The organism is Flavobacterium aurantiibacter (assembly GCF_002251775.1).
Classification (GTDB): Bacteria; Bacteroidota; Bacteroidia; order Flavobacteriales; family Flavobacteriaceae; genus Flavobacterium; species Flavobacterium aurantiibacter.
Genome location: NZ_NOXX01000192.1, coordinates 1 through 25,925, shown reverse-complemented (window position 1 = coordinate 25,925; position 25,925 = coordinate 1). Strand labels below are relative to the sequence as shown.

Annotated in this window: 19 protein-coding genes; 7 read left to right on the top strand and 12 right to left on the bottom strand. The window is 41.6% G+C overall.

Going from position 1 to position 25,925, the window contains the following annotated elements; translation table 11 throughout:
* Positions 1–1,004: 1,004 nt before the first annotated feature.
* From CHX27_RS07695 to CHX27_RS07655, 9 genes are all read right to left on the bottom strand, one after another.
* Entirely contained in the window at positions 1,005–1,487 is a 483-nt protein-coding gene (locus tag CHX27_RS07695; RefSeq protein WP_094486182.1) for a hypothetical protein, read from the bottom strand.
* Between the two features lie 67 nt (positions 1,488–1,554).
* Positions 1,555–3,456 (bottom strand): beta-L-arabinofuranosidase domain-containing protein, encoded by a 1,902-nt coding sequence (locus CHX27_RS07690; RefSeq protein ID WP_094486181.1) that lies wholly within the window; start codon positions 3,454–3,456, stop codon positions 1,555–1,557.
* Positions 3,453–3,653, bottom strand: a complete 201-nt coding sequence (locus CHX27_RS15885; protein ID WP_094486180.1) for a glycoside hydrolase domain-containing protein — start codon at positions 3,651–3,653, stop codon at positions 3,453–3,455. Before CHX27_RS15885 ends, CHX27_RS07690 begins: the two co-directional genes overlap by 4 nt.
* 30 nt (positions 3,654–3,683) lie before the next feature.
* A complete protein-coding gene (locus CHX27_RS15880) occupies positions 3,684–3,887 on the bottom strand; it encodes a glycoside hydrolase family 92 protein (RefSeq protein WP_262494581.1) in 204 nt (67 codons plus the stop codon).
* 29 nt (positions 3,888–3,916) lie between these two features.
* Complete coding sequence (locus CHX27_RS15875) at positions 3,917–4,774, bottom strand: GH92 family glycosyl hydrolase (protein WP_094486178.1); 858 nt, start codon at positions 4,772–4,774, stop codon at positions 3,917–3,919.
* 9 nt (positions 4,775–4,783) lie between these two features.
* Positions 4,784–5,620, bottom strand: a complete 837-nt coding sequence (locus tag CHX27_RS07670) for a hypothetical protein (protein WP_094486177.1) — start codon at positions 5,618–5,620, stop codon at positions 4,784–4,786.
* A complete protein-coding gene (locus CHX27_RS07665; protein WP_094486176.1) occupies positions 5,611–6,975 on the bottom strand; it encodes a sugar porter family MFS transporter in 1,365 nt (454 codons plus the stop codon). The genes CHX27_RS07670 and CHX27_RS07665 overlap by 10 nt, the downstream gene beginning before the upstream one ends.
* A complete protein-coding gene (locus tag CHX27_RS07660; protein WP_094486175.1) occupies positions 6,968–7,804 on the bottom strand; it encodes a sugar phosphate isomerase/epimerase family protein in 837 nt (278 codons plus the stop codon). The genes CHX27_RS07665 and CHX27_RS07660 overlap by 8 nt, the downstream gene beginning before the upstream one ends.
* Before the next feature lie 2 nt (positions 7,805–7,806).
* A complete protein-coding gene (locus CHX27_RS07655) occupies positions 7,807–8,634 on the bottom strand; it encodes a phytanoyl-CoA dioxygenase family protein (protein ID WP_094486174.1) in 828 nt (275 codons plus the stop codon).
* A 161-nt stretch (positions 8,635–8,795) separates the two neighbouring features.
* Here CHX27_RS07655 and CHX27_RS07650 point away from each other — a divergent pair, with 161 nt between their 5' ends.
* The gene (locus CHX27_RS07650; protein ID WP_094486173.1) at positions 8,796–9,632 is read left to right on the top strand and encodes an AraC family transcriptional regulator; all 837 of its coding nucleotides are present in this window, start codon (positions 8,796–8,798) and stop codon (positions 9,630–9,632) included.
* 4 nt (positions 9,633–9,636) lie between these two features.
* Here the strand turns inward: CHX27_RS07650 and CHX27_RS07645 are convergent, their stop codons facing one another.
* Together CHX27_RS07645 and rpsA are read right to left on the bottom strand one after the other, a co-directional pair.
* Positions 9,637–12,048: an outer membrane beta-barrel family protein gene (locus CHX27_RS07645; RefSeq protein ID WP_094486172.1), complete on the bottom strand. Its 2,412-nt coding sequence runs from the start codon at positions 12,046–12,048 to the stop codon at positions 9,637–9,639.
* Positions 12,049–12,581: 533 nt separating this feature from the next.
* Positions 12,582–14,342: a 30S ribosomal protein S1 gene (gene rpsA / locus CHX27_RS07635; RefSeq protein ID WP_094486184.1), complete on the bottom strand. Its 1,761-nt coding sequence runs from the start codon at positions 14,340–14,342 to the stop codon at positions 12,582–12,584.
* A gap of 494 nt (positions 14,343–14,836) precedes the next feature.
* Between rpsA and trmD the strand changes: the two genes are divergently transcribed.
* From trmD to CHX27_RS07605, 6 genes are all read left to right on the top strand, one after another.
* A complete protein-coding gene (gene trmD, locus CHX27_RS07630) occupies positions 14,837–15,511 on the top strand; it encodes a tRNA (guanosine(37)-N1)-methyltransferase TrmD (RefSeq protein WP_094486170.1) in 675 nt (224 codons plus the stop codon).
* A gap of 134 nt (positions 15,512–15,645) precedes the next feature.
* Positions 15,646–16,329 carry a LytR/AlgR family response regulator transcription factor gene (locus tag CHX27_RS07625; protein WP_094486169.1) on the top strand — a complete coding sequence of 228 codons (684 nt, stop codon included), beginning with the start codon at positions 15,646–15,648 and terminating at the stop codon, positions 16,327–16,329.
* A gap of 87 nt (positions 16,330–16,416) precedes the next feature.
* Positions 16,417–16,668 (top strand): T9SS sorting signal type C domain-containing protein, encoded by a 252-nt coding sequence (locus CHX27_RS07620; protein WP_165764464.1) that lies wholly within the window; start codon positions 16,417–16,419, stop codon positions 16,666–16,668.
* A 387-nt stretch (positions 16,669–17,055) separates the two neighbouring features.
* Positions 17,056–22,362: a leucine-rich repeat protein gene (locus CHX27_RS07615; protein ID WP_094486167.1), complete on the top strand. Its 5,307-nt coding sequence runs from the start codon at positions 17,056–17,058 to the stop codon at positions 22,360–22,362.
* A 175-nt stretch (positions 22,363–22,537) separates the two neighbouring features.
* On the top strand, positions 22,538–22,888 hold the full coding sequence (gene rplS / locus CHX27_RS07610; RefSeq protein WP_094486166.1) for a 50S ribosomal protein L19: 351 nt from the start codon (positions 22,538–22,540) through the stop codon (positions 22,886–22,888).
* A 180-nt stretch (positions 22,889–23,068) separates the two neighbouring features.
* Complete coding sequence (locus CHX27_RS07605; RefSeq protein WP_094486165.1) at positions 23,069–25,279, top strand: NADP-dependent isocitrate dehydrogenase; 2,211 nt, start codon at positions 23,069–23,071, stop codon at positions 25,277–25,279.
* A 384-nt stretch (positions 25,280–25,663) separates the two neighbouring features.
* Here CHX27_RS07605 and CHX27_RS15715 read toward each other — a convergent pair.
* The coding region (locus CHX27_RS15715) for a hypothetical protein (protein ID WP_207758948.1) at positions 25,664–25,925 on the bottom strand (262 nt) is incomplete at its 5' end.

Genomic DNA, 25,925 nt, shown 5'->3' with positions numbered 1-25,925 from the left:
TTTTCGGCAGCGAAAACGCGAGGTGAATATTTGAGTTTTCAAGCGCGGGAATGAACCAGTGTCGACGGCGATTCGTTGTAGAAAACCGCAGTCTGCCTTGGTTTGTGGTCGGTTGTGGACGTTTGTGGCTGCTTGTGGTGAACCGTAGAAAACCGTCGTCAACTACCACTTATCTGACAGTACGGAATTTAACCGAAACGATTTTACGGCTTTTCCGTAAATTTTGAAGAAAATTTCGGCAATGAAAACCCTTTTATAACGATTTCCCACGAGCGATTGCAGTGGATAGCTTGCCGCAGAAAAAGTTACTTTTTGCGGAAGTTTAACGGCGACAACGAGAGCCGGAAAAACGACCTAGCAAAAAGTGCTTTTTATGTGGCAACTAGCAACGGAAAGCGCGGCCTGCCCGACCCAATTCATGTCAAAACATGAGTTCGACATAAAAATCTTTGTTAGATCGCTTGTAATGAAAGCTTTAGATTGGCTACTAATAATTTCTGTGCACTATTATTTATTGCTAATNGATTTCCCACGAGCGATTGCAGTGGATAGCTTGCCGCAGAAAAAGTTACTTTTTGCGGAAGTTTAACGGCGACAACGAGAGCCGGAAAAACGACCTAGCAAAAAGTGCTTTTTATGTGGCAACTAGCAACGGAAAGCGCGGCCTGCCCGACCCAATTCATGTCAAAACATGAGTTCGACATAAAAATCTTTGTTAGATCGCTTGTAATGAAAGCTTTAGATTGGCTACTAATAATTTCTGTGCACTATTATTTATTGCTAATCATTTAAACAGTCGCTTACATCGTTGTATTTTTTTGAGATACCTCTGTATCCCAAAGAAAATACGCCTTGTAATCAACCATTTAAATGATTTCTAACTTTGATTTTTATATCGAACTCATGTTTAAAACGGGCAGGCGTGGCATAGATAAAAAATAAAAACGGATCGTTCCTTTCACAAAAAAGTGATTCCCATAATCTATAGTAACATAGGGTTACTTCTACGACAGGCTACTTTTGGTAAAAACTTTGTCTTTAAAAAATGTCAGCAATTTTTGCAAAACGAGGTTAGCTAATTTACCAGTAAAAAAGCCAACTACAAGTCCGAAAAGAAAGCCTAAAACTAGTGCGTTACGAGTGCTCGAAATTTGAAAAAATTCATTAATTACTGAAGACGATACAGCGGATAAAATACCTGTAAAAATTGTTGACGCTGTAATAACTAGCGCACGAAATCCGGATAAAAACGACTTTTTATACAATCCATACAAAACCGCAGAAGAAATGATACCTAGAGATGTTAATGCCAGTAAACACAAACAACAAAGAAGAACGATGCCAATACCTATACCAAACAATACAAGCATAAAAGCTATTGCAATCATCGCAAAAAAGAACAGCCCCGGACTGAAGTCATTATCTACATTTGTTTGATGATCAATCTGAAGAAGTATGTTAACTACTGAAATTAATAAAGGAATCATTGCGCCATTTTTTTATAAAAATAGGTAAGTTTCAAATAAGTTGGATTTTTTGCGCTTTAATTGCCTATTAAAATGCAGCCTGTCGTAAAATAGTTTTCCCGAAAGGAACAAGAGAAACCTTCTCGATGCGATTTGATTGGGAATTGAACAAACGAACCACAATTTCATTTTTCTTGTACTTTGCTCGATGCTCATCGATGAAATGGTACTGAATTGTTTCGGTTGGCTGATACATTACATCAGTAAATTTAGACCCGTAAGTACGACCCGCAATTTCTTGACTATCAATATATTTAGCATATAATAACGCGCCATAGGCAAAATAGTGTTCATTCTTTGCGCTCTTTTTAATCTGAACTTCTGTTTTGAATTCGAGTTCAATGAAGTCGTTTTCTTTAAAAACTCGTTCAATCTTTATGTAGTTGTCGTCGTACACAAAACGCTCGTTTGTAAGCACTTGCGTTGCCCATGCTGGCTTACGAATTTTGATTACCAGACTGGTTGGCGCACTCAAACGGATACGAACCGTCATTTTATTTTCATACGGATAATTGGTTTCGTTGACAATTTTGACAGAACTTCCGTTTACCGTGGTTTCTAAAACGTTAGGCACCAATAGTGTAGCCACGAGTGTCGACTCGTTTTCACGCATCCACGAGTTTTGAACGAAGTAGGGTGAAATTCTTCCAGCATTCGGATTGCAGCACACGGCAACATCCTGATGTGCAGCCGAATACTTGTACCGCGTTAGTTTGCGATCGGGTTCTACCTCGCCGTTTTTCGTGCCCAACATTTCAAACGAATTGTCGGTTTTCAAATAGGCGATATACGATTTCTCTGGATGTCGCGACCCTTGAGCCGCATTATAAAAGATGTTTTCAACCTCATCGGCCACAACAGCCGAGCCCGTTTTTTGCAGCAGCAAACAATAACTGTCGAGCAACTCTTCAAGCGAACAATATTCGTAACCGGTGTGCGACGCGTCGGCCGTGCGTTGGGCAATCCATTCATCGCCGATAGCACCACCTGAAACCGTGACAACCGATTTAATTTTTTCCAAATACCGACTTAAAGCAACATCTAAAGCACCGTCTTTTGCTGCATATTTTGCAATGATTAGCGTTCGAATATGTTCAAAAGTGTGTACACCGTGCGATTGCAACAGATATTTGTCGTTTAGAACATTTTTGAGTTGCGCATCGGCTTCTGTTTGGAATGTATTGGAAAAATCGCGGTATAAAAACAGAGCGTATTCTCGGTATTTCTCGTTTTGCGTGTGGTAAAACAGGCGTTCGAGCACATCGGTAAAGGTGAGTCCGTGCGATACGCCGCCGTTAAAACCGGTTCCCGACGAAAACGGACTCGAATTATGTATCGGATACGCTTGCATGACGTTATCAACAGCACGTTCGATAGCGAAAAAAACCGTTTTGTCGTTCGAGTATTCGCTATAAGCTAATAAACCGCGATAGAGTGTTGCTTTTGCCCACAATTCGCCGTTTTCCGATTGAAATTGGTAGCGTAAATCTTTGTCGTAAATCCCGAGGTAACCGTCGGCATCTTGCGTTTGTAATATGCGTTTTACGTACGCCTCTACTTTTAAGATGCCTTCTTCATCGTTCAAAAGCAAGACATTTCGCAAATAGCCGTCCCACCAATTCGATTGGGTTTCGCTGTTCCACCATTTGTACTGATCGTCGCCCGCAGCATCGCCTTCTTTCATATTGCCTAAATCTTTGGCTTTGGAATGTTTGCCCAAACGTTCGCTGCTGTAAATCGGATCGTTGATGAGTTCTGGAACAATTTTATCAAGATTTCCTACAAAACCCTCAATATCCGCCTGCATTTGCGTGCGCAACCAACCTTGCGGCTTCACACTTCCAAAAGGCAAGCTTTGAAATTTCTCCGATTGTTGCGCTTTCGCGGAAAGAAATTGAACTAAAAAAATGATGATTACTATTTTTTTCATTGTTTTTGCATTTCGAATTCGAGTGTGCCGCCTTGTTGAATTTGTTGGTAAGAAATCTGATTATCCGTACGTTTTGTACCGTTTAGATAACAATCGTTTCGGTAAATCGTATTTTTGGTAAAGCCTTTTGCTTTTATGAGAAATTCGGTTCCGGAATTCAGCAACAGTTTAGCTTCTTTTAATTGTGGAACGCCCAAAACAAAAGTTCCGCTGGCTGGATTAACCGGTTAAAAACCCAAAGTTGATAAAATGTACCAAGCGCTCATTTGCCCGCAGTCGTCGTTGCCTATCATGCCATCGGGCGTATTGTTGTGAAAGTCGTTGATTACTTTGTGAATATACTTTTGTCCGACTTTTGGAGTATCGGTAAAAGCGTAGAGATAAATAATGTGGTGACTGGGTTCGTTGCCGTGTGCGTATTGCCCAATCATGGCTTCCTGACCGAGAAACTTGTTCGGATTTAATGCTTCAGTGGTGAAGAATTCGTCGAGTTTCTTCGGAATGCGGTTTCGCCACCCAGCAAAGTTCGCACGCCCGGAATATCATATTGCGTTGGCGTCCAGAAGTACTGCCAAGCGTTGGCTTCGGTGTAATCGCCGGGATTGTTTAGTGGCGAAGTTGCAGTTAACGGATCGAAAGGCGTGCGCCAATTTCCGTTTGTATCTTTTCCACGGAAAAAACCCGTTTGAACATCGAACAGATTTTTATAGTAATTACTTCTCTTTTCGAACTCCTTTTGTTCGGAGCGCTTTCCTAATTTGCGTGCCATTTCGGCTACACACCAATCGTCGTAACCACTTTCTAAAGTTCGGGAAACCGCTTCATTATCGAGCTTATCGAACGGATAATACCCGTAGGCATTGTACAATTCCCAATCGGAATATATATGCGATTTCGTGGCTGTTTCGTACATAGCTCTAAAAGCTTCTTCTTTGTCAAAACCGGAAAATCCATTTTCTACGGCATTCAAAATCATTGGAATGGCGTGATTTCCGATCATGCAGTAATTGTCTTGTCCCCAGGCCGTCCAAATCGGTAAAAAACCTTTGGCTTTGTGATGAAGTAACATGCTGTTCACGATGCCGTTAATTCGTTCTGGAGCCACCAGTTGCAGCAATGGAAAAGCGCCTCGATAAATATCCCAAATCGAAAGTGTGCTGTAATATTCGTTGTTGGGAGCGGTTGCAATTTTGTCGTCTGCTCCGCGATATTGTCCGTTCACGTCGGCAATGTTCGATGGTTGCAGTAAAACGTGATACAAAGCCGTGTAAAACAACTCCTTTTGCTTATGACTGCCTGAAATTTCAATCCGATTCAAATACCGATTTCAAGCGGCTACATTGGCTTTTCGAACTTCTTTAAAATTCCAATGCGGCAACTCTGCTTGCATATTTTCTTTTGCATTGGAAACGGAAACCGACGAAAGGGCAATTTTCACCAACAGTTCACGCTGGTTTTCTAGCTGGAAGTCGAGTAGAAATTTCGGTGCTTTATCGCTGATTTTTCCAATCACTTTCGTAGAAGACTTGAAAGCTTGTGAGAATGTGAGAATGAAGAAATACTTGCGATTCACCCAATTTTGTGTGGAACAGTACCCAGAAATGGTTGAATCGTTTTCAATGCGAACATCGCTTTCCACAACCAAACCTTTCGGATTATTTTCATCGAAAACAAATCGAAGTCCGTGTTGGGTATCAACAAGCACTTGGGCTTCTTTTTCTGGAAATCGATATTTGTGTAAGGCTACGCGATCGGTACAGGTAAGTTCAACAAAAACCTCGTCTTTTTTGCGAAGCGCGTAGTAACCAACGGCTGCTTTCTCGGTCTTTTTGAAATAGGCATTTTTCAATTTTTCCTTTTTCGGATTTATGGGTAACAACAGAACATCGCCCATTTCGTTGATTCCAGTTCCACTAAAACGCGTCTGTGAAAATCCGAGTAGTAAGGTATCTTTATATTGATATCCGCTCGTATGATTCCAACCGTAATCTTTGTTATCTGGGCCAGGTTGCACCATTCCAAAAGGCATCGACGGACCAGGAAATGTATGTCCCGTGCCGTCGGTTCCGATAAACGGATCTACGTGTTTGCTGTTTTTCTGCGAAAGCGCAAGCTGTGTTACAAGCAAACACAGCAGCGGTAAAAAGCACTTTTTTAGTTCCATAACGACTCCATTTGTTCTAAGGTTTTGTTTTTGGTTTCAGGAATACGCTTCCACACAAAAAACACTGAAAATAAACAAATTATCGCAAATAGGTAAAACGGAAAAGCTCCGTTAAAGTAGTTGTCAAGCCATTCGTTGGCAACCAAAACGGGGAAGAACTGCGTGACTAAAAAATTAGCAATCCACTGAATAAAAACGCTGATTGCCAAAGCCAAACTTCGAATTTTTGAAGGAAAGATTTCCGACAACAACACCCAAACTACTGGCCCCCATGAAACGCTAAACGAGGCCATAAACAGCAGTAAAAACGGCAGAATCAAGTACGATGCTACGGTGTAAAAGACACAAATTCCGACGCCGAGTAAACCCACAGTCATGCCCACAGAACCGATAAGTAACAGCGGCTTTCTTCCCATTTTATCCACCCATTTAATAGCTAATAAGGTAAAAATGAGATTCACAACGCCTAAAACACTGGTTTCTAATAAGGATGCGTTGGCCGAACTTCCTAAATTCTTGAAAATTTCCGGCGCGTAGTACAATATGGCGTTTATACCGCAGAATTGCTGCAAAACCGACAAAACAACTCCGACAAAGAGCACTTTTCGAAATGTGGGTTTAAAAAGCGTCTTCCACTGATTATTCGAAGTTGTATCTGCATGTTCATCGATTTCACGACGCGCCGCCTCCGCCTCTTCCCTACTGTTAATCCGATCTAAAACCGCTTGCTTTTGCTGGTATTTTCCTTGCGTTGCTAACCAGCGCGGACTCTCAGGAATCAAAAACAAACAAACTAAAAACAAGATCGATGGCAAGACTTCCGAACCGAACATCCAGCGCCAACCGGTGGTCAAATTCCATTGTGTATCGCCTTGTAATGCAATAAAATAGTTCACGAAATAAACCAGTACAATGCCAAGCACTATGGCCAATTGATAGTTTGCCACAAGTGCTCCACGTTTTTTAGCTGGCGCAATTTCGGCCAGATACATCGGTACAACCATCGAAGCTAAGCCAACTCCCACGCCACCAACGATTCTAAAAAACACAAAAACACTAAAACTCTCTGGAATGGCAGTTCCGACGGAATTTACCGTAAAAAGTACTGCCGAAATGAGCATGGTTGGTTTGCGTCCGTAGCGACTGCTCAACGAATCGGAGAAAAAGGCACCTATTAAACAACCCACCAGCGCACTCGATATTGCCCAACCTGTTTCGACCGCAGTTAGTTCAAAATAGTTGGTTAAACTTCCGATAGCGCCCGAAATCACAGCAGTGTCGTAACCAAAGAGCAAACCGCCTAATGCCGCACTGAATGTGATGTAACGCAAATATTTTTGATTAGAACTAGGCATAATTCGGAAGATTTTGTTTCAAAAATTGCTTGAATTCATTATTGATATCCCATTGATTAACAAAAGGTTTTTGCGAAAACGGTTCTTGCGGTAGGTATGGAAACGGACCAAACTCGGGTGTTATGGAAAATACTCCTTTGGAACGATGCAGCTGGAGGATTTCCTTCCACCACGCCAAAAATTGTTGCACGTGCGTATCCCATTCCGGTGCAAACGGATGGTTTACTTGAGGCGCTTGCTGCCAACCTACTCGCGCATGCAAATGCCTGATTCTCGGAAATATTCGTTTCAAAAAATGCGCTTGCCCTTCGAGCATGCTTTCTGAAACAACGCAGAAGTGAGATAAATCGCCGACTAATTCCAAATTGGGAAAAATATCCAAGTACGGAATTAGGGATTTGGCGTGAAATGAAAATCGGCCGCGGTGAATTTCGTGGTAAATCGGAATTTGATACTGCTTTGCGAGTTGAGTAGTTGCTTCGATACAATCGCAGTTTTCATAGAAATCGAAATAATCGCGACCCGTATGTGAATTCACGAAAGTAGGTTGTAGTTCCAGCAAATACATCAACCGATCGCTCATACGTTGTTTGTAGGAGTCAACTGCTTCGTCTCGAAAACCCAAGACTTGCTGGGCAATGAACATGAATTCGGGATTTACGCTTTCGCGGATGTTTTGCAGTGCTTGTTTAAACTCTCGAACAAACGAATCGCTGTTTGGAAAATTGATTTCCACGCCGTCGTAGCCACTTTCCACAACTTTCGAAAGAAAAGCCTCTGCCGACAGCTGTTCTTGGCCCCAGAACGGAGCGATGTATTTTAGTTTCATGGCTATTTCGAGGAGTATAAAATCGGGTTTAAAGGCGTATCAATTTCGCGAACTACCTCAGCTCCCGGACACCATTTATGCCAATCGGTTTCCTGATTCTTATTTTCCGGCTGCTTCAAAATCATGTTTTCATCCATGTAAATCACCGTCATTACTTTTCGCATTTCGTTGGTCGTATTGGCTCCCGCACGGTGAAAAACCCAGCCGGAATGAAAACTGATTTCGCCCGCGTCGAAGGCTTCGATAACGTGCTCAAAATCGGTTACACGCAATTTCTTTTGGATGATCGCTTCGCTTTCGTCGCCAATAGCTAACTCCCGACCTTCAACCAAACGATGACTGCCCGCGCTAAATTCCAACGGACCCATTTCGAGTGGCGTTGCCTGAAGCGGAATCCATGCTGTAATGGTTTTATCACTCGACAACGGCCAGTAGTATTGATCGGCGTGCCAAGGCGTTATTCCTCCTCCCGCTTCTTTAAACAAGGCCTGATCGTGGTACAAACGCGCTACTGAAGTTTGCATTAAATCGGCAGCAATTTTCGCAATTCGTTTACTGAAAACCAATTCTTTAACCACGTCGTTCTCGAGCCATAGATTAAATAACTGTAAGAAAGCTTTACCGTAGGTGGTACGATCTTCTAAGGCTGTATGTTCGGTGTTCATTTGTGCTACCTGCTGAGAAATTTGCTCGTTAAAAAACTGCAAGGTTTCAGAACTCAACACCTGTTTTACTTTGATGTAACGATTCGTGTCGTAAAAAGCTATTTGCTCTGGAGTTAATTCCACGAAAGTGCTTAACTCTTCTTTGATGTGTGCCGGAACTAGCATTTGCGTATTTTTTATGTTCGTAATTCAGTTTTAGAAAATAAAGTTGTTCAACAATTCAAAACTAGAGTAAGCCCGTACGATCAAATACCTTAAAATTGACAAAATCTAACACTATATTGAATTTTTAATTAGCTTTATCTCTCTAAAAATTCATAATAAAGTTGAAGGCGTATTTAGAAGACATTCCATTAGAGAAAGGCCGCCAAAGCTTGTACGCCTACCGATTTGAACTGCCTTTTTTTGAATTCAAATGGCATTATCATCCGGAGTATGAATTGACGTATATAGTTCGCGGATCCGGATTTCGATTGGTTGGAAACCAGTATGAAACCTTCGAAGCGGGCGATTTTGTCTTGTTAGGAAGTCACGTTCCGCATACCTGGTCGAGTAAGGAACAGTATGATGAAACGGTTGAAGCCATTGTCGTACAATTTTCACCGACGCTTTTTGAATCGTTTGGCAATCTGCGCGAATGTTCGAATATTAAAGCCTTATTGGAAAATGCAGCAAACGGCTTGGCTTTTGAAGCTTCCGCGGAAATAATTCGCGAGATGGAAAAAGTGATTCAGCTAAAAGACTTGTCGAAAATATTGCAATTACTCCACGTTTTAGATCAACTGACAAACGTTCCATACAGAAGTATTGCGCCAAATGCCAAACAAGTAACTAACAGCAGACAACACGAAATGCGAATTAACAAAGTGTGCTTGTACATTCAAAATCGGTTTGCAGAGCCCATAACTTTGAAGGAAGTGGCCGAACTAATTTTTCTGACGGAAAGCAACTTCTGTAAGTTCTTCAAAAAAGCAGTAGGGAAAACGTTTTCCGATTACCTGAACGAAATTCGGATTAACGAAGCAGCACGACTGCTGTTGCAAACTGATCAATCTGTAGCGCAAATAGCCAACGACTGTGGGTTTGAAACGCTCAGCTATTTCAATCGGGTTTTCTTACGAAAGAAAGGAAGTGCTCCTACGGCGTACCGTAAATTACATTAGTGTTTTACGACCCTAAGCGATTTTGCTCGTCTTCTAAGCCGGTTGATCGTTCGCGCATCTTCTTTACCGAATCGCTACCAAATTTGTAACTCACGTTTAAACGCACCTGCCGACTGTCGTAACCACCGTCGCCACGAATCGCTAAACCGCCAAATTCGGTATTTCCGTGCCAAGGCGAGGTAAATAGAATATCTGAAAAAGCGAGTCGAATATTGAGTTTTTTCTGAAGCAACAGTTTCTGAAACGCCACATCTAACGAACCAATTGACGCGGTGCGATACGTTCCGCCCCAAACGGCAGGCGATGAATACCAACCCGAAACTTCGATAGTGAATTCTTTAGGTAACGAAAAAGTGTTTTGTCCGTAAAAGCTCAACGTTTCTTGTGTTAAAGGCACAAACTCTGGACTGTTGGCTGTGTATTTGCTCTGAAAAGCGTTAACACTCGCATACACATTCCACCAATCTTTAACATTAAACGGATACGAAATACCCAAGTTAATAACTTCTTGATTGGCAACGTTTTTAGTAGTTAACGAACCTTTCGTTTCATCCACAATCTCGGTTACTTGAGCGAAGAAATCGGTTACATAAGTGTACGTTAAACTGGTGTTTAGCGTGTATTTGTACGTATGGCTAAACTTGAGATTGTGTGTGTATTGCGGACGCAAAAACGGATTTCCCTGTTGGAAATTTAATTCGTCGAGTTGAAACTGAAATGGATTTAAAGTTTGGTAATTCGGACGTTCAATTCGACGCGAGTAAATAAGTGCCCACGAATGATTTTGATTGGCCGCATACGTTAAACCTCCGCTCGGAAATAAGTCGGTATAGCTGCGTTTCACCACTTGGTTTTCAGAAACCTGATTGGCAGTAAGCTCGCCTTTCGATTGCGTATTCTCGGCGCGCAATCCCAGTTGAAAATTAAATTTTCCTATATCGCGACTAAAATTCACGTAAAGTGCATTCACATTTTCGGTATAGTCGAACGCGTTACTTCGATTCGCATCAAAAACCGGTATGCCGTCTTCAAAATCGAACAAATCGAAAACATTCGTTGTTTTTACCACCGAGAACTTACCTCCAGCGCTGAACTTTCCTTTCAAAAGCGGCTGCTCGTAGTCGATTTTAGACGTGTAAATGTCGATGTCGGTTGGCGTTATTTGTCGCGTAATCTGACTGCTCAGCATTTCGGTTTCCGTCGGGTTGTAATAAATATTTGGCTGATACGAATCGCGATCGCTGCTATACAAACCGTAATCAACGTCGATATTTAATTGATGACCAAGCGAATCTTGATATTTGTAGTTTACGTTGGCATATAAATTTTTGTTAGTTGCCTTTGCAATGTTGTTGGCGCGCAATATACTGTCGGTACGCATTGGGTTTAGCAAACCAATGGGCGTTCGTGTATTTCCGTAGGTGTAATTGTTGTTGAAATTCCCCGAAACTATTGCACCGAAAGTATGTTTACTGTTTGCGGAATAATCGTAACCGATGCGGAAATTGTTGGCGTTAACACCTGATTCGGTTGTTCCGCGCGAGTTCAAAAACAATCCGTTTTGGGTTCGGTACAAGTTTATGAAACTATAATTACGCCCGAATCGATTGCTGTAATTGGCATAAAAGTTACCGTATTTACTGCGGTTATTAATTGTTACGGCATTAACTGTAGTTGCATATTCGCCCACATTTAAACCCGTAGACACGCTTCCGTTAGTGCCAAATAACTTGCTTTTCTTAAGTTTGATGTTAATAATACCTGCTGTTCCCGCGGCATCGTATTTGGACGACGGTTCTGTGATCAGTTCGATGGCCGAAATATCGGTTGCTTGAATGGTTTTGAGGAAATCAGTTAAATCGGATCCACTTAAAAAGGATTGCTTTCCGTCTATGTAAATCAATACGCCCGATTTTCCTTCGACAATTAAATTATCGTTATTGTCGATAACCACGCCCGGAGTTTTTCGCAGCAATTCAAAGCCTGATGTTCCGGTAGCGTTAATTGTATTCTCAACTTGAAAGACGGTTTTATCGGCCTGAACTTTAACGATTGGCTTTTTTTGGCTGATTACGACTTCGGTAAGTTGCGTCGATTTTGGTTTGAGTTCAAGCGCTCCTAAATCGATATCGGCGGTAAGCGCAATGCCTTTCCGGATTAGTGTTTCGGCGGCTGTCGCTTCAATTTGCAGATTGTATGCGCCGGCAGCTACATTGGTAAACACAAATTGAAATTGTTCGTTAACCGAAGTTGTAGCCACTACTTTGTTTGCAGCGGTGCTTAAAGTTATGGTTATTGGCAGGTTTGCTTCGGCGGCCGAATTTATTTTTCCCGAAAGGGTAAATCCAGAATTTTGTCCGTAAACAATCGAAGTTAGTAGTAGGAAAAAGACAAGAGTGCAGCGAAATACCGACATAAGAAGAGAAGTTAAAAGCGCTGCAAAGAACGTACTTTTCCGTGGGTAAATGCTCTTTAATTCGCCGAAAAGTACCGTTAGGAATTCTATGTGAAATTGTTAATTTCGAGATTGGAACTTTTTTGGGGGTGCCGGCGGCGCGGTCGTAACGCTTCGCGACCATATCACTGAGCCGCCGTCGCGCCATTCGCTTTATCTTTTTGGCAAATGTTTAGTGGAAATCCCGTGCGCCAAAAAGGATATCACTGCTGTCGCTCACCCAGAAAAACGAAAAGGAAAAACCACTGCACAAACGCTGCGAAGTTCTTGGCGAACTTCACGCTTACGCCTTCTAAAGGCTCAAGAACCAATCTGCAATAAGTTGAACGAGCTGATTAAAATTCATTTTGCAGAAAAGAATTATTCCCCTAAAAAAACTCCTGTAAAATTACCGCACCGCAACATTCACGCTAAAAGCAAAACGAATTATTTTCAAGCAAAATAGCAAAAAAAAAGCCCGACAATGCCGGGCTTTCTCTCAGAATTAATAAGGATTATTTTCCACCTTTTTCCATCTTCGCTTTCAAAGCAGCGAGGATGTCGTTGTTATCACCAAGTGTAGATGTTACTTGGTTGTTGTTAGCTGTTTCAACAGCAGCTTTTGCATTCTTCTCTTCTTCCTCACGGAAAATAGCAGTATGCGATGCCACTACACGCTTGAACTCTTTGTTGAATTCAATGATTTTGAAATCAGCTGCATCTCCTTTTTTCAATTTCTTACCGTCTTCTTTTTCTAAGTGACGAGTTGGGATGAACGCTACGATATCGCTGTTAAACTCTACAGTAGCACCTTTGTCAACGATCTCGCTGATTGTTCCGTTGTGAACGGTTCCAACTGCGAATGAATCTTCGTATTTATCCCAAGGATTAGCTTGTGTTTGTTTGTGACCTAACGAAAGTTTACGTCCGTCAACATCTAATTCTAACACTACTACATCAAGTTTCTCGCCTACGCTAACAAACTCAGATGGGTGCTTGATTTTCTTAGTCCAAGACAAATCAGAAATGTAGATCAATCCGTCGATACCTTCTTCTAACTCAACGAATACACCGAAGTTAGTGAAGTTTCTAACGATACCTACGTGCTTGCTACCCACTGGGTATTTCGCAGTGATATCTGTCCATGGATCTGGAGTCATTTGTTTTACACCAAGCGACATCTTACGCTCTTCTCTGTCGAGTGTCAAGATAACTGCCTCAACAGTATCGCCAACTTTCACGAAATCTTGAGCAGAACGCAAGTGCGTAGACCAAGACATTTCAGAAACGTGGATTAAACCTTCAACACCTTCAGCAACTTCGATAAATGCACCGTAGTCAGCAATAACAACAACTTTACCAGTTACTTTATCGCCTACTTTCAAGTTTGCATCTAAAGCATCCCATGGGTGTGCATTAAGCTGCTTCAAACCTAATTGGATTCTTGTTTTCTCATCATCGAAATCAAGAATTACTACGTTCAATTTCTGATCAAGCTCCAATACTTCGCTTGGGTGGTTGATACGTGACCAAGAAAGGTCGGTGATGTGAATCAAACCGTCTACACCTCCTAAATCGATGAACACACCGTAAGAAGTAATGTTTTTCACAACGCCTTCAAGAACTTGTCCTTTTTCTAACTGACCGATAATTTCTTTCTTCTGAACTTCGATATCAGCTTCGATAAGCGCTTTGTGAGAAACCACAACGTTTTTGAATTCGTGGTTGATTTTCACCACTTTGAATTCCATCATTTTATTCACGTACTGATCGTAATCGCGGATTGGCTTCACATCGATTTGTGAACCTGGTAAGAACGCTTCGATACCGAATACGTCAACAATCATACCTCCTTTAGTTCTGCATTTCACAAAACCATTTACGATTTCACCTGAGTCATGAGCAGCAATTACGCGATCCCATGCTTTGATGGTACGTGCTTTTCTGTGAGAAAGTACCAACTGTCCGGTTTTGTCTTCACGGATGTCGATAAGTACCTCTACTTTGTCGCCTACTTTAAGGTTTGGGTTGTAACGGAACTCGTTCAAGGAAATTACACCTTCAGATTTTGCATTGATGTCAACAATCGCATCGCGGTCTGTGATACGAACTACAACACCTTCTACAACCTCTTCTTGATCCGTTGAAATGAACGTTTTAGCAACTAATTCCTCGAATTCTTTCAAGTTTTTTTCGTCAACCGCGTCAATTCCTTCTTGGAAATTGTGCCAGTTAAAGTCCGCTAAAAACTGTTCTTTGTTTACTGTTTCAGACATAATCTGATTTAAAAATTTGTATTCTGATGTTTCGGAATGCTGCGGCAAAAACCTTCAGAAGTTGTTTTTCAATAAATTAGTTCATTCCTTTTCTCACATTCCACTGCCTTGAAAAGGTGCGCAAAAGTACAAAAAAGTTATTAATCCTGAAATTGTTAGATGAATTTTAAGATAAATGCTAATTTTTAGAATTATGGCACTCTTTTCACGCGTTAAAATCCATATTATAGACTTATTAAAATCGATTTTCACGTTTTGAAAGAACCGTATAAACAGATCATTTTTCCTGTGAATTGCTCGCCTAGCCCCGACTGCAGCGGCAGCCCGGAGTACAAAAAGGCTGTGTGAATTGGGTTAAAAACGGCGACACCAGAAGCCGGTTGTAGCCCAATGAACACGCCTTTTTTTACGAGGACTACAGCGGAAGGCGGGAATAGCTTCAAACAAACATCGGCTGTATAAAAAACTGTACTTTTGTAGCGATTTCACCACTTATGAGAATTGATATTATTACGATTTTACCCGACTTAATGCGGAGTCCGTTTGAAGGAAGCATCATGAAACGCGCCATCGAAAAAGGTTTGGTGGAAGTACATTTTCACAACCTGCGCGACTATACCACCAACAAACAAAAAAGCGTTGACGATTATCAATTTGGCGGCGGCGCTGGCATGGTTATGCAAATTCAACCCATAGACGATTGCATTAAAAAACTTAAAAGCGAGCGCAACTACGACGAGATTATTTACATGACTCCCGACGGCGAAACACTGAACCAAAAAATGGCCAATTCGATGTCGCTTTTAAAAAACATCATCATTCTCTGCGGGCATTACAAAGGTGTCGACCAACGCGTACGCGACCATTTAATCACCAAAGAAATATCGATTGGCGATTACGTTTTGAGCGGCGGCGAGCTGGGTGCCGTAATTTTATGCGACGCTTTAATAAGACTCATACCGGGGGTACTTTCCGACGAGACTTCGGCATTAACCGACAGTTTCCAAGACAATTTGCTGGCGCCACCGGTTTATACGCGTCCGGCCGACTATAACGGATGGAAAGTTCCGGAAATTTTGCTAAGCGGGCACTTCGCCAAAATAGAGCAATGGCGCGAGGAGAAAGCCTTTGAGCACACCAAAAACCGACGCCCAGATTTGTTGGAATAAGTATTGAAAAATACGGCGCTTGTTGTCGAGATTCTCAGACTTTTCCCTAAATGAATTAATTTTTTGAAAGGTTTTTAACAATTCTGTTTCGCAAAACTTAATTTATTTAGATTTGCGATTTACTGCCAAAATTAATGACCGACGCCAAAATACTTATCGTTGAAGATCAGCGCATCATTGCCGAACATTTAAAGGGAATACTCGAAGATTTGTCGTTTTCACGCATTCGTTTTGCGAACGACAAAAGCAGTGCCTTGCAAGCCATTGAGAGCTTTGAGCCGGATTTAATTCTATTAGATATCAGGATGAAAGCTGATTTAGACGGTATTGAAATTGCGCGTTATGTTCAAGACCATTGGCAGATTCCGTTTATTTTTGTTACTGCACAATCGGATACAGAAATCCTGCGAAATGCTTTGCAGTGCAAACCCGAGGCGTACATCACCAAGCCGTTCAAAGAAACCGACATCTTAGCTGCGGTAAGTATTGCCTTAAAAAACAACAGGGAAGACTCTTTTATTAGCATCAAAGAAGGATACAAAGAGGTAAAGGTGTATTTGAATTCTATTTTATTTGTGGAAAGCGACAAAAACTACATTGATATTTATTGTAGATCAAACAAATACACCTTGCGCAACTCTTTAGAGTGGTTTTTGCAGCAGGTAAATTCGCCGCGGTTTACGCGTGTGCATCGTTCGTTTATTGTCAATAAAGAAATGGTCACAAAATCGTCGCGAAATACCTTGTTTATTTCTGATCGCGAGATACCTATTTCCAGAAAATACGCTGCTGAGGCAAAATCTATTTTGCGTAATTGAGTCGTTCGTATACAAAAACGCGTCGTTTATTACCGATAAACTACCTTTTTTAACACTCGTTTTGAACTGCGGTTTCAAGCGGAGAATTTGAGTACCACAGAAGTATTTTCGAATGAATCTGTTTTGGTGAAGAAATCAGAAAATTTGCTCAAAGTACAGAGCGAACTTCATGAAATTACAACAGTTGAAATATTTGACATACAAGGCCGACTCATCGATAAAAAGCGCGGACTTAACGCAAGAGAAGTGACGTTTTCGCTATCAAATATCACGCAGGTTTTATTGGTTAAAGTAACATCAAATACAGGTGCAACTGCCACTAAAAAGATGATTTGGTGATTATTCACTACAAGTAGTTCTTTTTTCAAAAGAAAGAAGCTTGACAATGTATTGTTTAGGCTTTTTTATGGAAAAACTTCATCGGAGGAAGAAAAGCAGGATTTGGAGTTCACTGTTTTTGAAGAAATGGGGATAACTTATGTTGTTTAAATACAAAGTTTTGCAGTTCGTCCCATAATAAAGAAACACAGTTGCTTTAACAGTATTTTTACATTTGTTCAACCAAGTAACTGCTCGAATTACTAAACGCTGACTAGTTTTGAAGGAATTATAATTGCCAAGAACATCCTTTGCTTAACGCAAAAGCATGATAAATTAAAACGCACTTCTTCATATTTACTCGCTTGTTTTTAATTCGATGGCACTTCTTATCAATGAAAGTCTATTATGTTTAAAAAGCTACTTTTTGTACTTTTTGTTTTTGTAAATCTTTCAACTTGTTTTGCGCAAACATTTGAGAGTAACGCTTTTTATTACGAAGTAACAAGTACTTCGCCCCCAACAGTAAAGGTTACTGGCGGCTACGACCCCTACCTGTATTTTAGTGAAACTGTATTTTACGATGGTACAGAATATACAGTGACAAGTATAGGTGATAACGCATTCGCATTCGCATACATTGCTGATATTTATATTCCGCCTACAATTACATCAATCGGAGATTATGCCTTTACCTATTGCTTTGGTACGTCCAATCTTGTAATTCCCGACTCAGTCACTTCTTTGGGCGTGGGTTGTTTTGAAAATTGCTTTGATTTTCAGAATATTACTCTCTCAAATGCACTAACAAACATACCTGATAACGCATTCGCAAGCAACTACAATTTATTATCGCTAGCAATCCCCGAAGGTGTAACAACATTAGGTAACTACAGTTTTAACAATTGCGTTGCTCTTACCTCAGCATTTCTACCTACGAGTTTAACGACTATTGGTTTGAGTGCTTTTTCCTCTTGTTATTCATTAACCGCCGTTATTATTCCGCCAAATGTCACTTCTATACAGAGCAATGCATTCCAGGCTTGCAATTCACTAAACTACGTGGACTGTCAGATTGTTACTCCACTTACTATAGGCATAGATGTTTTTCAGGATGTAAACTTAAATGCTGCAACATTGCACGTCCCATCTGCGGGTTATTTAGCCTACACCTCTGCAGCAGTATGGGAGGATTTTGGAAATATTACAACCGACAGCTGTTTTACACCAATAGCCTATACTGTTTCTGGTGGAGGCTCGGTTTGTGGAAATACTGTTAACCAGTATATCTATTTGGACAACAGTCAACAATTTGTCACCTATTATCTGAAAAGAAATAATGTCGTAGTAGGTTCCGGTGTCAATGGAACAGGATACGGACTAACTTTTGGGCCTTTCAACGCCGTGGGAACGTATACAATTGAGGGTCGACGAAATATTGCAAACTGTATTACCACCATGACCGGATCTGCGGTTATTTCTGCTGGAGGAATTTCCCCAAATCCGGTTGTAGCAGCAATTCAGAACATTTGTCCAGGCTCAACAGTCGCAAATCTAGTGGCTACCGGAACTAATATAAAGTGGTATGCGAGTCCTACAGGTGGTTCTCCGCTCCCAGCTTCAACAAAACTGTACCACGGACTTTACTACGTTACACAAACCAATTTATTTTGTGAAAGTTCGCGAGTTGCTGTAAACGTGAAGATAGTGAACGCTCCAACAATGCCGTCTGGATTAAATACTCAGATCTATAGTGGAAATGCGACAATTAGTAACTTGACTGTCACGGGTACAGCTATAAAATGGTATGCTTCTCAAACCAGCACTACAGTTCTACCCACTACTACACAATTAGTTGACGGTGCAACATATTACGCAAGCCAGACCACAGGAGTTTGCGAATCGGCATATCGATTGGCGGTAACCGTAAAAAAAATTAGCGAAAATTCGGTTTCTATTTGCGGGTCTAAAACTATTGCCGACCTACTGACCACACCGTCGAGCAACAATACTGTAAAATGGTACACATCAGACAGCGGTGGTACGGCCTTAGAAGCTACCACCCCGCTAAACTCTGGCACTTATTATGTTGAACAAACTTTAGCTGCAAGTGTTGAATTAGTAGGAAGTGGATTTCAACTACCAACGGGCGTTCTGGCAGATCCTTCGGGAACCATTTATGTCGCGAATCGTAACATTGGAAAAATCAGTCGGATAGATCCTAACGGCACTATTTCTCAATATTTTACACCTTTAGGCTTACCCTATGGACTTGCCCGACAAACCAACGGCAGTATCTTAATCTGCGAACCCGGAAACAGTAGAATTAGCCGAATGTCGGTTAATAGTGGGGCTATCGAAACCATAGCAAATAATGTGAATGCTACAACGGTAGCAGTACAAAATGATGGCAGGATAATCTATCCTTTCAATACAGGAATCAGAAGAATAAATGAAAACGGAACAGGCGAAACTTTGCTTGGAACTGGATTTAATAGTGTGATTGGAGTCGCTGTTGACAACGAAGGTAGAATCCTTGCTGCTGAATACTCGAATTCCGTCAAAAGAATGAATGAAAATGGATCTGATATAGTAGTTCTCGCAAATCAATTCGACCGTCCTCGCGCTTTAGCTGTTCAGGCAGACGGACGAATTTTGGTTCTCGACAGCGGAAATGGCGCTCTTAAACGAATGAACGCCGACGGCTCTAACATAGAAACTTTGGCTACTGGTTTTAATCAACCTTTTGCGATTTCGATAGAACCCACAGGGAATGTTTTAGTAGCCGACACCGATAACTACTTGATAAAGAGAGTTGTTTTAGCATATACATCCAATCGTGTACCAGTTACCGTAACTGTTGAAAGTATTCCAGCTACACCAGTTGGCGAAACCGCTCAAATTTATTCGGGCAGTACTACTTTGGGGCAACTCAATGCTTCTGGAACCAATGTGAAATGGTATAATGCCGCTACAGCTGGAACAGAGTTACCTAGCTCAACCTCAGTAGTTGATGGAACTACCTACTACGCTGAAAGCAGTAACGGAATCTGCGTGTCGACAGCTCGTTTAGCTGTAAAAGTTAAAAATATCGGCGCCCCAAGCCAGTCGTTTTGCAACAGTGCAACGGTAAACGATCTAGCTGCCACACCCGCTTCCGGAACAACTGTAAATTGGTTTAACACTGCCACTAGCACGACCGCTTTAGAGTATTTTGAATCACTTTCAACAGGTACGTACTACATCGAGCAGGAAAATCCAAGCGTCACCTCTACCCTTACAACTGGTTTCAATGCTTACGGCGTAGCCATTCAAGCAGACGGGAAAATTGTTGTGGCTAATCGAAACGGCAGTCAGATTCGTCGTTTTAATCCCGATGGTAGTGGTGTAGAAATTCTCGGCTCTGGATTTGGCAACCCTTCTGGAGTGGCTATTCAAGCCGATGGGAAAATCGTAATAACAAATTCCGGAGACAACACGATAAAGCGTATGGATGCCGATGGATCAAACATCGTGACACTAGCAACTGGATTCAATAATCCTACGGGAATCGCGATCGATGCTTTGGGAAATATTTGGTTCTGCGACACCTACAATAACGCTGTCAAACGAATGAATGCAAACGGAACAGGCATTACCACTGTGGGTTCTGGATTTAATAATCCACGAGGAATTGCAATCGACGCGAACGGAAAAATTATTGTTGGCGATAACAGTCCAGCAAAGGTAAAACGAATGGATGCAGACGGAACAAATAGTGTAGCAGTTGGTTCCGGTTTTGGATATCCATTTGCGATCGCACTCCGACCTAACGGTAAAATTATCGTCGCTGACTACGGGAATTTACAGGTAGTTCAAATGGATGCCGACGGTGGAAACAGAAAATTAATTGGATCAGGTATTGGCTATTGTGCAGGTGCAGCAGTTACAACTACAGATCAAATCATAGTATCTGATTTTGTGGCAAATTCTGTAAAGAAGATCATTCCACCAGTGACTTCCAACCGCTATCCGATTTCAGTTACCGTAACGCCTAACTCGGAAAATACTACGACAACAAATACTTGCGAACCTTATACTTGGGCGCATAACAATCAGACGTACAACTATTCCGGAGTTTTTTACGGAACTACAACAAACTGCGTTACCGAAAAACTTGTCTTGAATATTGGTTTTCCAACAGTTTGGGATGGAACCGAATGGACCGGCGGACTTCCAGACGCATCGCGCAAAGCAATTATCGCTGGAAATTACTCCGAAGCAGCAAACATTCATGCATGTACCTTAGACATTGTAAATGAAGCAGTTGTAGTTGTACCTTCTGGATTTGACTTTATTGTCGATGGAAAAGTAACTGTAGAGCCCGGCTCTTCTTTAACGTTCCAAAATAACGCCAATTTACTGCAAACTAAAGCAGTGACTAATGAAGGTGAAATCACATCAAAACGTATGGCATACATGCGTCGACAAGATTATGTGTATTGGTCTTCCCCAGTTTCCAATCAAAATCTGCTGGACTTTTCCCCACAAACACTTACCAACCGTTTTTATACGTTTAATGAAAATACAGGTCAATTTGCCGCTGTAGATCCAATTGCCAACGACTTTATTCCCGGAATTGGCTATATGGTACGTGCGCCAAACACGTATTTAAATCCGCCTGCAGCCCCACAAGCTTTTCACGGAAGCTTCACAGGTGTTGCCAACAACGGTAACTATTCTCTAACGTTAACTCATGTTGGCAATGGTTACAATTTTATAGGAAACCCCTACCCTTCGCCTATCGATGCTAATGAGCTTTTACAAAATGTAACGGGTACTGTTTATTTTTGGACACATACCTTGCAAGGTGTAGGCACGCTCAATTACGCTTCTTATAATTTACTTGGCGGAATTGCTAGTCTTGCAGGAGGTGCTATTCCAAACGGAATCATTCAGACGGGACAAGGATTTCTGCTGAAAGTTACTGCTCCAACAACCCTGAACTTCAGCAACGATATGCGTGTTGGAAATAACGACGGGCAATTCTTCCGAACAGCTAATTCCGAAAAACACCGAATCTGGTTAAACTTACGCTCGGGTGAAACCGACTTAAACCAGATTCTAGTTGGTTACACTGCCGGAGCAACAAACGAATTTGATCCAGCATTCGACGGACCGTTACTAAGCAGCGGAAATGCATTAGCAAGCTATGTTAACGATACACGTTTGGGTATTCAAGCAAGAGCGCTTCCGTTTGAAACCACCGATGTAGTAGGTCTCAATTTGCAAGTTGAACAAGCAGCAAACTTTACGCTTGCTATAGATCATACAGACGGCGTATTTGCAGAAGGACAAAATGTGTACGTTAAGGACAACCTACTAAACTTAACACATAATTTAAGCGAGGCACCTTATACTTTCTATTCAGAAACTGGCGAATTCACTTCCAGATTAGAATTGGTGTTTGAGGCTGAAACTTTAGGAGTTGAAAATCCTACGAACAGCGGAAACAGCGTTTTGGCCTATCATTCGGGCGACACTGTTGTAGTAGAATCGGCAGTAGAAGAATTAAACAGCGTTCGCATTTTCGATTTACGCGGACGTGAAATGTATTCCTCAAAACAAATTACGGGTCAAAAATTCAGCATTCCGCTCCCAGCCGGACAGCAAATGATTCTCGTTCAAATACAAACTGCAACGGGAACAAGTACAACAAAAAAAGTGATGCACTAATTAAAATCGAAATCTACTCCAATAAGCCGCTGCAAAACAGCGGCTTATGTTTTTTAAATAAACGTGTAATTTATTTGCTCAAAATGATTTTATAACTAAATTTGCGCCCACATTAGACCAACCTCTGACGAGAATCGTGAATGTTGCTCTGATTTTAAATCAAATTTTTTAAAAAATGTCAGATTTATTAAAGTTCGTAAACGACGAACTAATCGCGAAAAAAGATTTTCCTGATTTCGGAGCAGGTGATACCATTACCGTTTATTACGAAATTAAAGAAGGTGAAAAAACACGTACACAGTTTTTTAAAGGTGTAGTGATTCAGCGTAGAGGTACAGGTAGTACTGAAACGTTTACAATCCGTAAAATGTCTGGTGCTGTTGGTGTAGAGCGTATCTTCCCAATCAACCTTCCTGCATTGCAGAAAATCGAAATCAACAAAAAAGGTTCTGTACGCAGAGCACGTATCTTCTACTTCCGTGAACTTACCGGAAAGAAAGCGAAAATCCGCGACAAGCGAAGATAATTTGTTTCAGTGTTCAAATATCAAGTGCCCGTTTTCTTTGGAAAGCGGGTTTTTTTATGAATTTCGTAAAAAGTACACGAAGTTTTTTTAGCATCTGCAAAACTGTGTTAACATCAGAGAAAACGATATAGCTGCCGCCAGATTTGGCTATCTTTGCCCGGTTTTAAAATTCTCAAAAAGATGTCAAATAACGCTGGAATTATTTACACGATTACTGATGAAGCTCCCATGCTTGCAACACATTCGCTGTACCCAATCCTTAAAAAATTCTTATCGGCTGCTGGAATAAGCATCGAAACAGCCGACATTTCCCTAGCAGCTCGAATTATGGCCGTATTTGCCGACGAACTGCCGTTTGAAATAACCGATAACCTCTCTAAACTAGGATTGTTAGCTACGCAACCAGAAGCTAATATCATCAAACTTCCGAATATCTCTGCTTCGATTCCACAACTCAAAGCAGCAATAGCCGAACTTCAAGCACAAGGCGTTTCCGTTCCCGATTATCCGGCCGATGCAGCCGACGCTGATGCGCAAGCAATCAAAAATAAGTACGCTAAAGTACTCGGATCAGCCGTAAATCCTGTTCTTCGTGAAGGAAATTCCGACCGCCGAGCACCAAAAGCAGTTAAAAACTACGCCAAAAAACATCCACACAGTATGGGTAGTTGGTCGAGCGATTCAAAAACTCGCGTTGCCAGCATGTCTTCAGCAGATTTTTACAGCACTGAAAAATCGATCACCGTACCTGCTGAAACTACATTTGCCATTCATTTTAAAAACGAAAACGGCACCGTAACCGAACTAAAAAGCCCAGCACCACTGCAAGCCGGAGAAATAATAGACTCGGCTGTATTAAGTATTTCAGAATTAAAGAAGTTCGTAGCCGAGGAAATTGAAAAGGCAAAAAAAGACGACTTGCTTTTTTCCATGCACCTGAAAGCAACCATGATGAAAGTTTCAGACCCCATTATGTTTGGAGCTGTCGTTTCGGAATTTTACAAACCTGTACTTTCAAAATATAGCGAAACGCTCAAAGAAATAGGTTTCAATGAAAATAACGGTTTAGGCGACTTGTACGATAAACTACAAGGACATCCGTTGCAAGCTGAAATCGAAAAAGCTATTGCCGATTTATACTCGGTTCGTCCGGCACTTGCCATGGTTAATTCCGATAAAGGGATTACAAACCTGCACGTACCTTCAGACGTAATTGTAGACGCTTCCATGCCGGCAATGATTCGCACCAGCGGACGCATGTGGAACAAAGACGGTAATGCGCAAGACACCGTTGCGGTTATTCCAGATCGTAGTTATGCTGGCTTGTACACGGCTACAATCGATTTTTGTAAGGAAAACGGCGCATTCGATCCGACAACCATGGGAAGCGTTCCGAATGTGGGTCTGATGGCGCAAGCTGCCGAAGAGTACGGTTCGCACAACAAAACGTTTCAAATAAAAGAAGCCGGAACTGTATTTGTAGTTTTAGGCGATGGCCGCGAAGTTTTAGAACAAAAAGTACAAGCAGGCGATATTTTTAGAATGTGTCAGGTTAAGGACGCTCCGATTAAAGATTGGGTAAAACTTGCTGTAAACCGTGCGAAACTAAGCAATACGCCAGCTGTTTTCTGGTTAGACGACAAACGGGCACACGATCGTGAATTGATCGCTAAAGTACAAACGTATCTTACCTATTTCGACACAAGCGGCTTAGACATTCGCATCATGAATATTACTGATGCGACCGTACACACCTTAACACGATTGAAAAACGGCCTCGATACGATTTCGGTAACAGGCAACGTTTTACGCGACTACCTCACTGATTTATTCCCTATTTTGGAGTTGGGAACTTCAGCAAAAATGTTGTCGATTGTACCGTTAATGAATGGCGGTGGTTTGTTTGAAACGGGCGCTGGAGGTTCTGCTCCTAAACACGTAGAACAATTTTTAACCGAAGGCTACTTGCGTTGGGATTCTTTAGGAGAATTCTTGGCTATTGGTGTTTCTTTAGAACATCTCGGACAAACGCAAAACAATGCAAAAGCACTTGTTCTTTCGGAAACTTTAGATCAGGCGACCGAGAAATTTTTGGATGAAGATAAGTCGCCCGCACGTAAAGTAGGTCAAATAGACAATCGTGGTTCGCATTTTTATTTGGCTTTGTATTGGGCTGAGGCGTTAGCAGCGCAAGAAAAAGACACGGACTTGCAAGAAACGTTCAAACCTATTGCAGCAGCGTTACGTTTGAACGAAGAACAAATTAACGCCGAGTTTATTGCTGCGCAAGGAAAAGTTCAAGATATTGGAGGCTATTACCGTCCGAATCCGGCATTAGCGAGCAGTGCGATGCGCCCGAGTGCAACACTTAATGCAATCATCGGAAACTAAGAAAGCAATTTTAAATAAACTAAACCGACAAGTACGCATTGTGCTTGTCGGTTTTTTTATCTAGAAATGATATGTTTCTACATAGGTTGCAATGTGTCTGGGATGAGTTATTGCGCTTTTTATATTTTTCCATTCTTTCGATTCAGACAGCTATCGGGGTCGCGACGTTCACCATTTAACGTATCGTTTTTTAGAAACTAGTCCCGATAGCTATCGGGAGAGAAGATAGTTTCGATAGTTATTGGGATTGTGACGTTTGCCACTTCACGTATCGTTTTGCCCAACCCAAACCACGTATCGTTGGTGCCTGAGCCTGTCGAAGGCCGATGCAAAGACTTTTAAGTATTAAGACCTAAGTATTAAGACTTTACAACGTTCACCACTTTACGTATCGATTTGCCCGCCTGAAGCCACAATTCGCTGGTTCCAGAGCGTATCGAAGGGAACATTGTGTACATCGTGAAAAACTTTGTGAAACATTGTGCTCCATTTTCCCTTTTTTTCATTCCGATAGCTATCGGAATTCTCTTTTTTCCATTTTTTCGCTTTTTTCGCTTTTTTCGCTTTTTTCGCTTTTTTCGCTTTATCCCGCTGTCCGCTATAGTCCTCGTAAAATACGGCAGGTTCACGCGCGCAGCATCCGGCT

Coding starts and splice junctions, on each gene's coding strand:
- CHX27_RS07665 (WP_094486176.1), bottom strand. CDS start 6,975: ATGCCTAGTTCTAATCAAAAATATTTGCGTTACATCACATTCAGTGCG.
- CHX27_RS07625 (WP_094486169.1), top strand. CDS start 15,646: ATGACCGACGCCAAAATACTTATCGTTGAAGATCAGCGCATCATTGCC.
- CHX27_RS07695 (WP_094486182.1), bottom strand. CDS start 1,487: ATGATTCCTTTATTAATTTCAGTAGTTAACATACTTCTTCAGATTGAT.
- CHX27_RS07655 (WP_094486174.1), bottom strand. CDS start 8,634: ATGCTAGTTCCGGCACACATCAAAGAAGAGTTAAGCACTTTCGTGGAA.
- CHX27_RS07660 (WP_094486175.1), bottom strand. CDS start 7,804: ATGAAACTAAAATACATCGCTCCGTTCTGGGGCCAAGAACAGCTGTCG.
- CHX27_RS07645 (WP_094486172.1), bottom strand. CDS start 12,048: ATGTCGGTATTTCGCTGCACTCTTGTCTTTTTCCTACTACTAACTTCG.
- CHX27_RS07690 (WP_094486181.1), bottom strand. CDS start 3,456: ATGAAAAAAATAGTAATCATCATTTTTTTAGTTCAATTTCTTTCCGCG.
- rpsA (WP_094486184.1), bottom strand. CDS start 14,342: ATGTCTGAAACAGTAAACAAAGAACAGTTTTTAGCGGACTTTAACTGG.
- CHX27_RS07670 (WP_094486177.1), bottom strand. CDS start 5,620: ATGGAACTAAAAAAGTGCTTTTTACCGCTGCTGTGTTTGCTTGTAACA.
- trmD (WP_094486170.1), top strand. CDS start 14,837: ATGAGAATTGATATTATTACGATTTTACCCGACTTAATGCGGAGTCCG.
- CHX27_RS07615 (WP_094486167.1), top strand. CDS start 17,056: ATGTTTAAAAAGCTACTTTTTGTACTTTTTGTTTTTGTAAATCTTTCA.
- rplS (WP_094486166.1), top strand. CDS start 22,538: ATGTCAGATTTATTAAAGTTCGTAAACGACGAACTAATCGCGAAAAAA.
- CHX27_RS07605 (WP_094486165.1), top strand. CDS start 23,069: ATGTCAAATAACGCTGGAATTATTTACACGATTACTGATGAAGCTCCC.
- CHX27_RS15880 (WP_262494581.1), bottom strand. CDS start 3,887: ATGATTGGGCAATACGCACACGGCAACGAACCCAGTCACCACATTATT.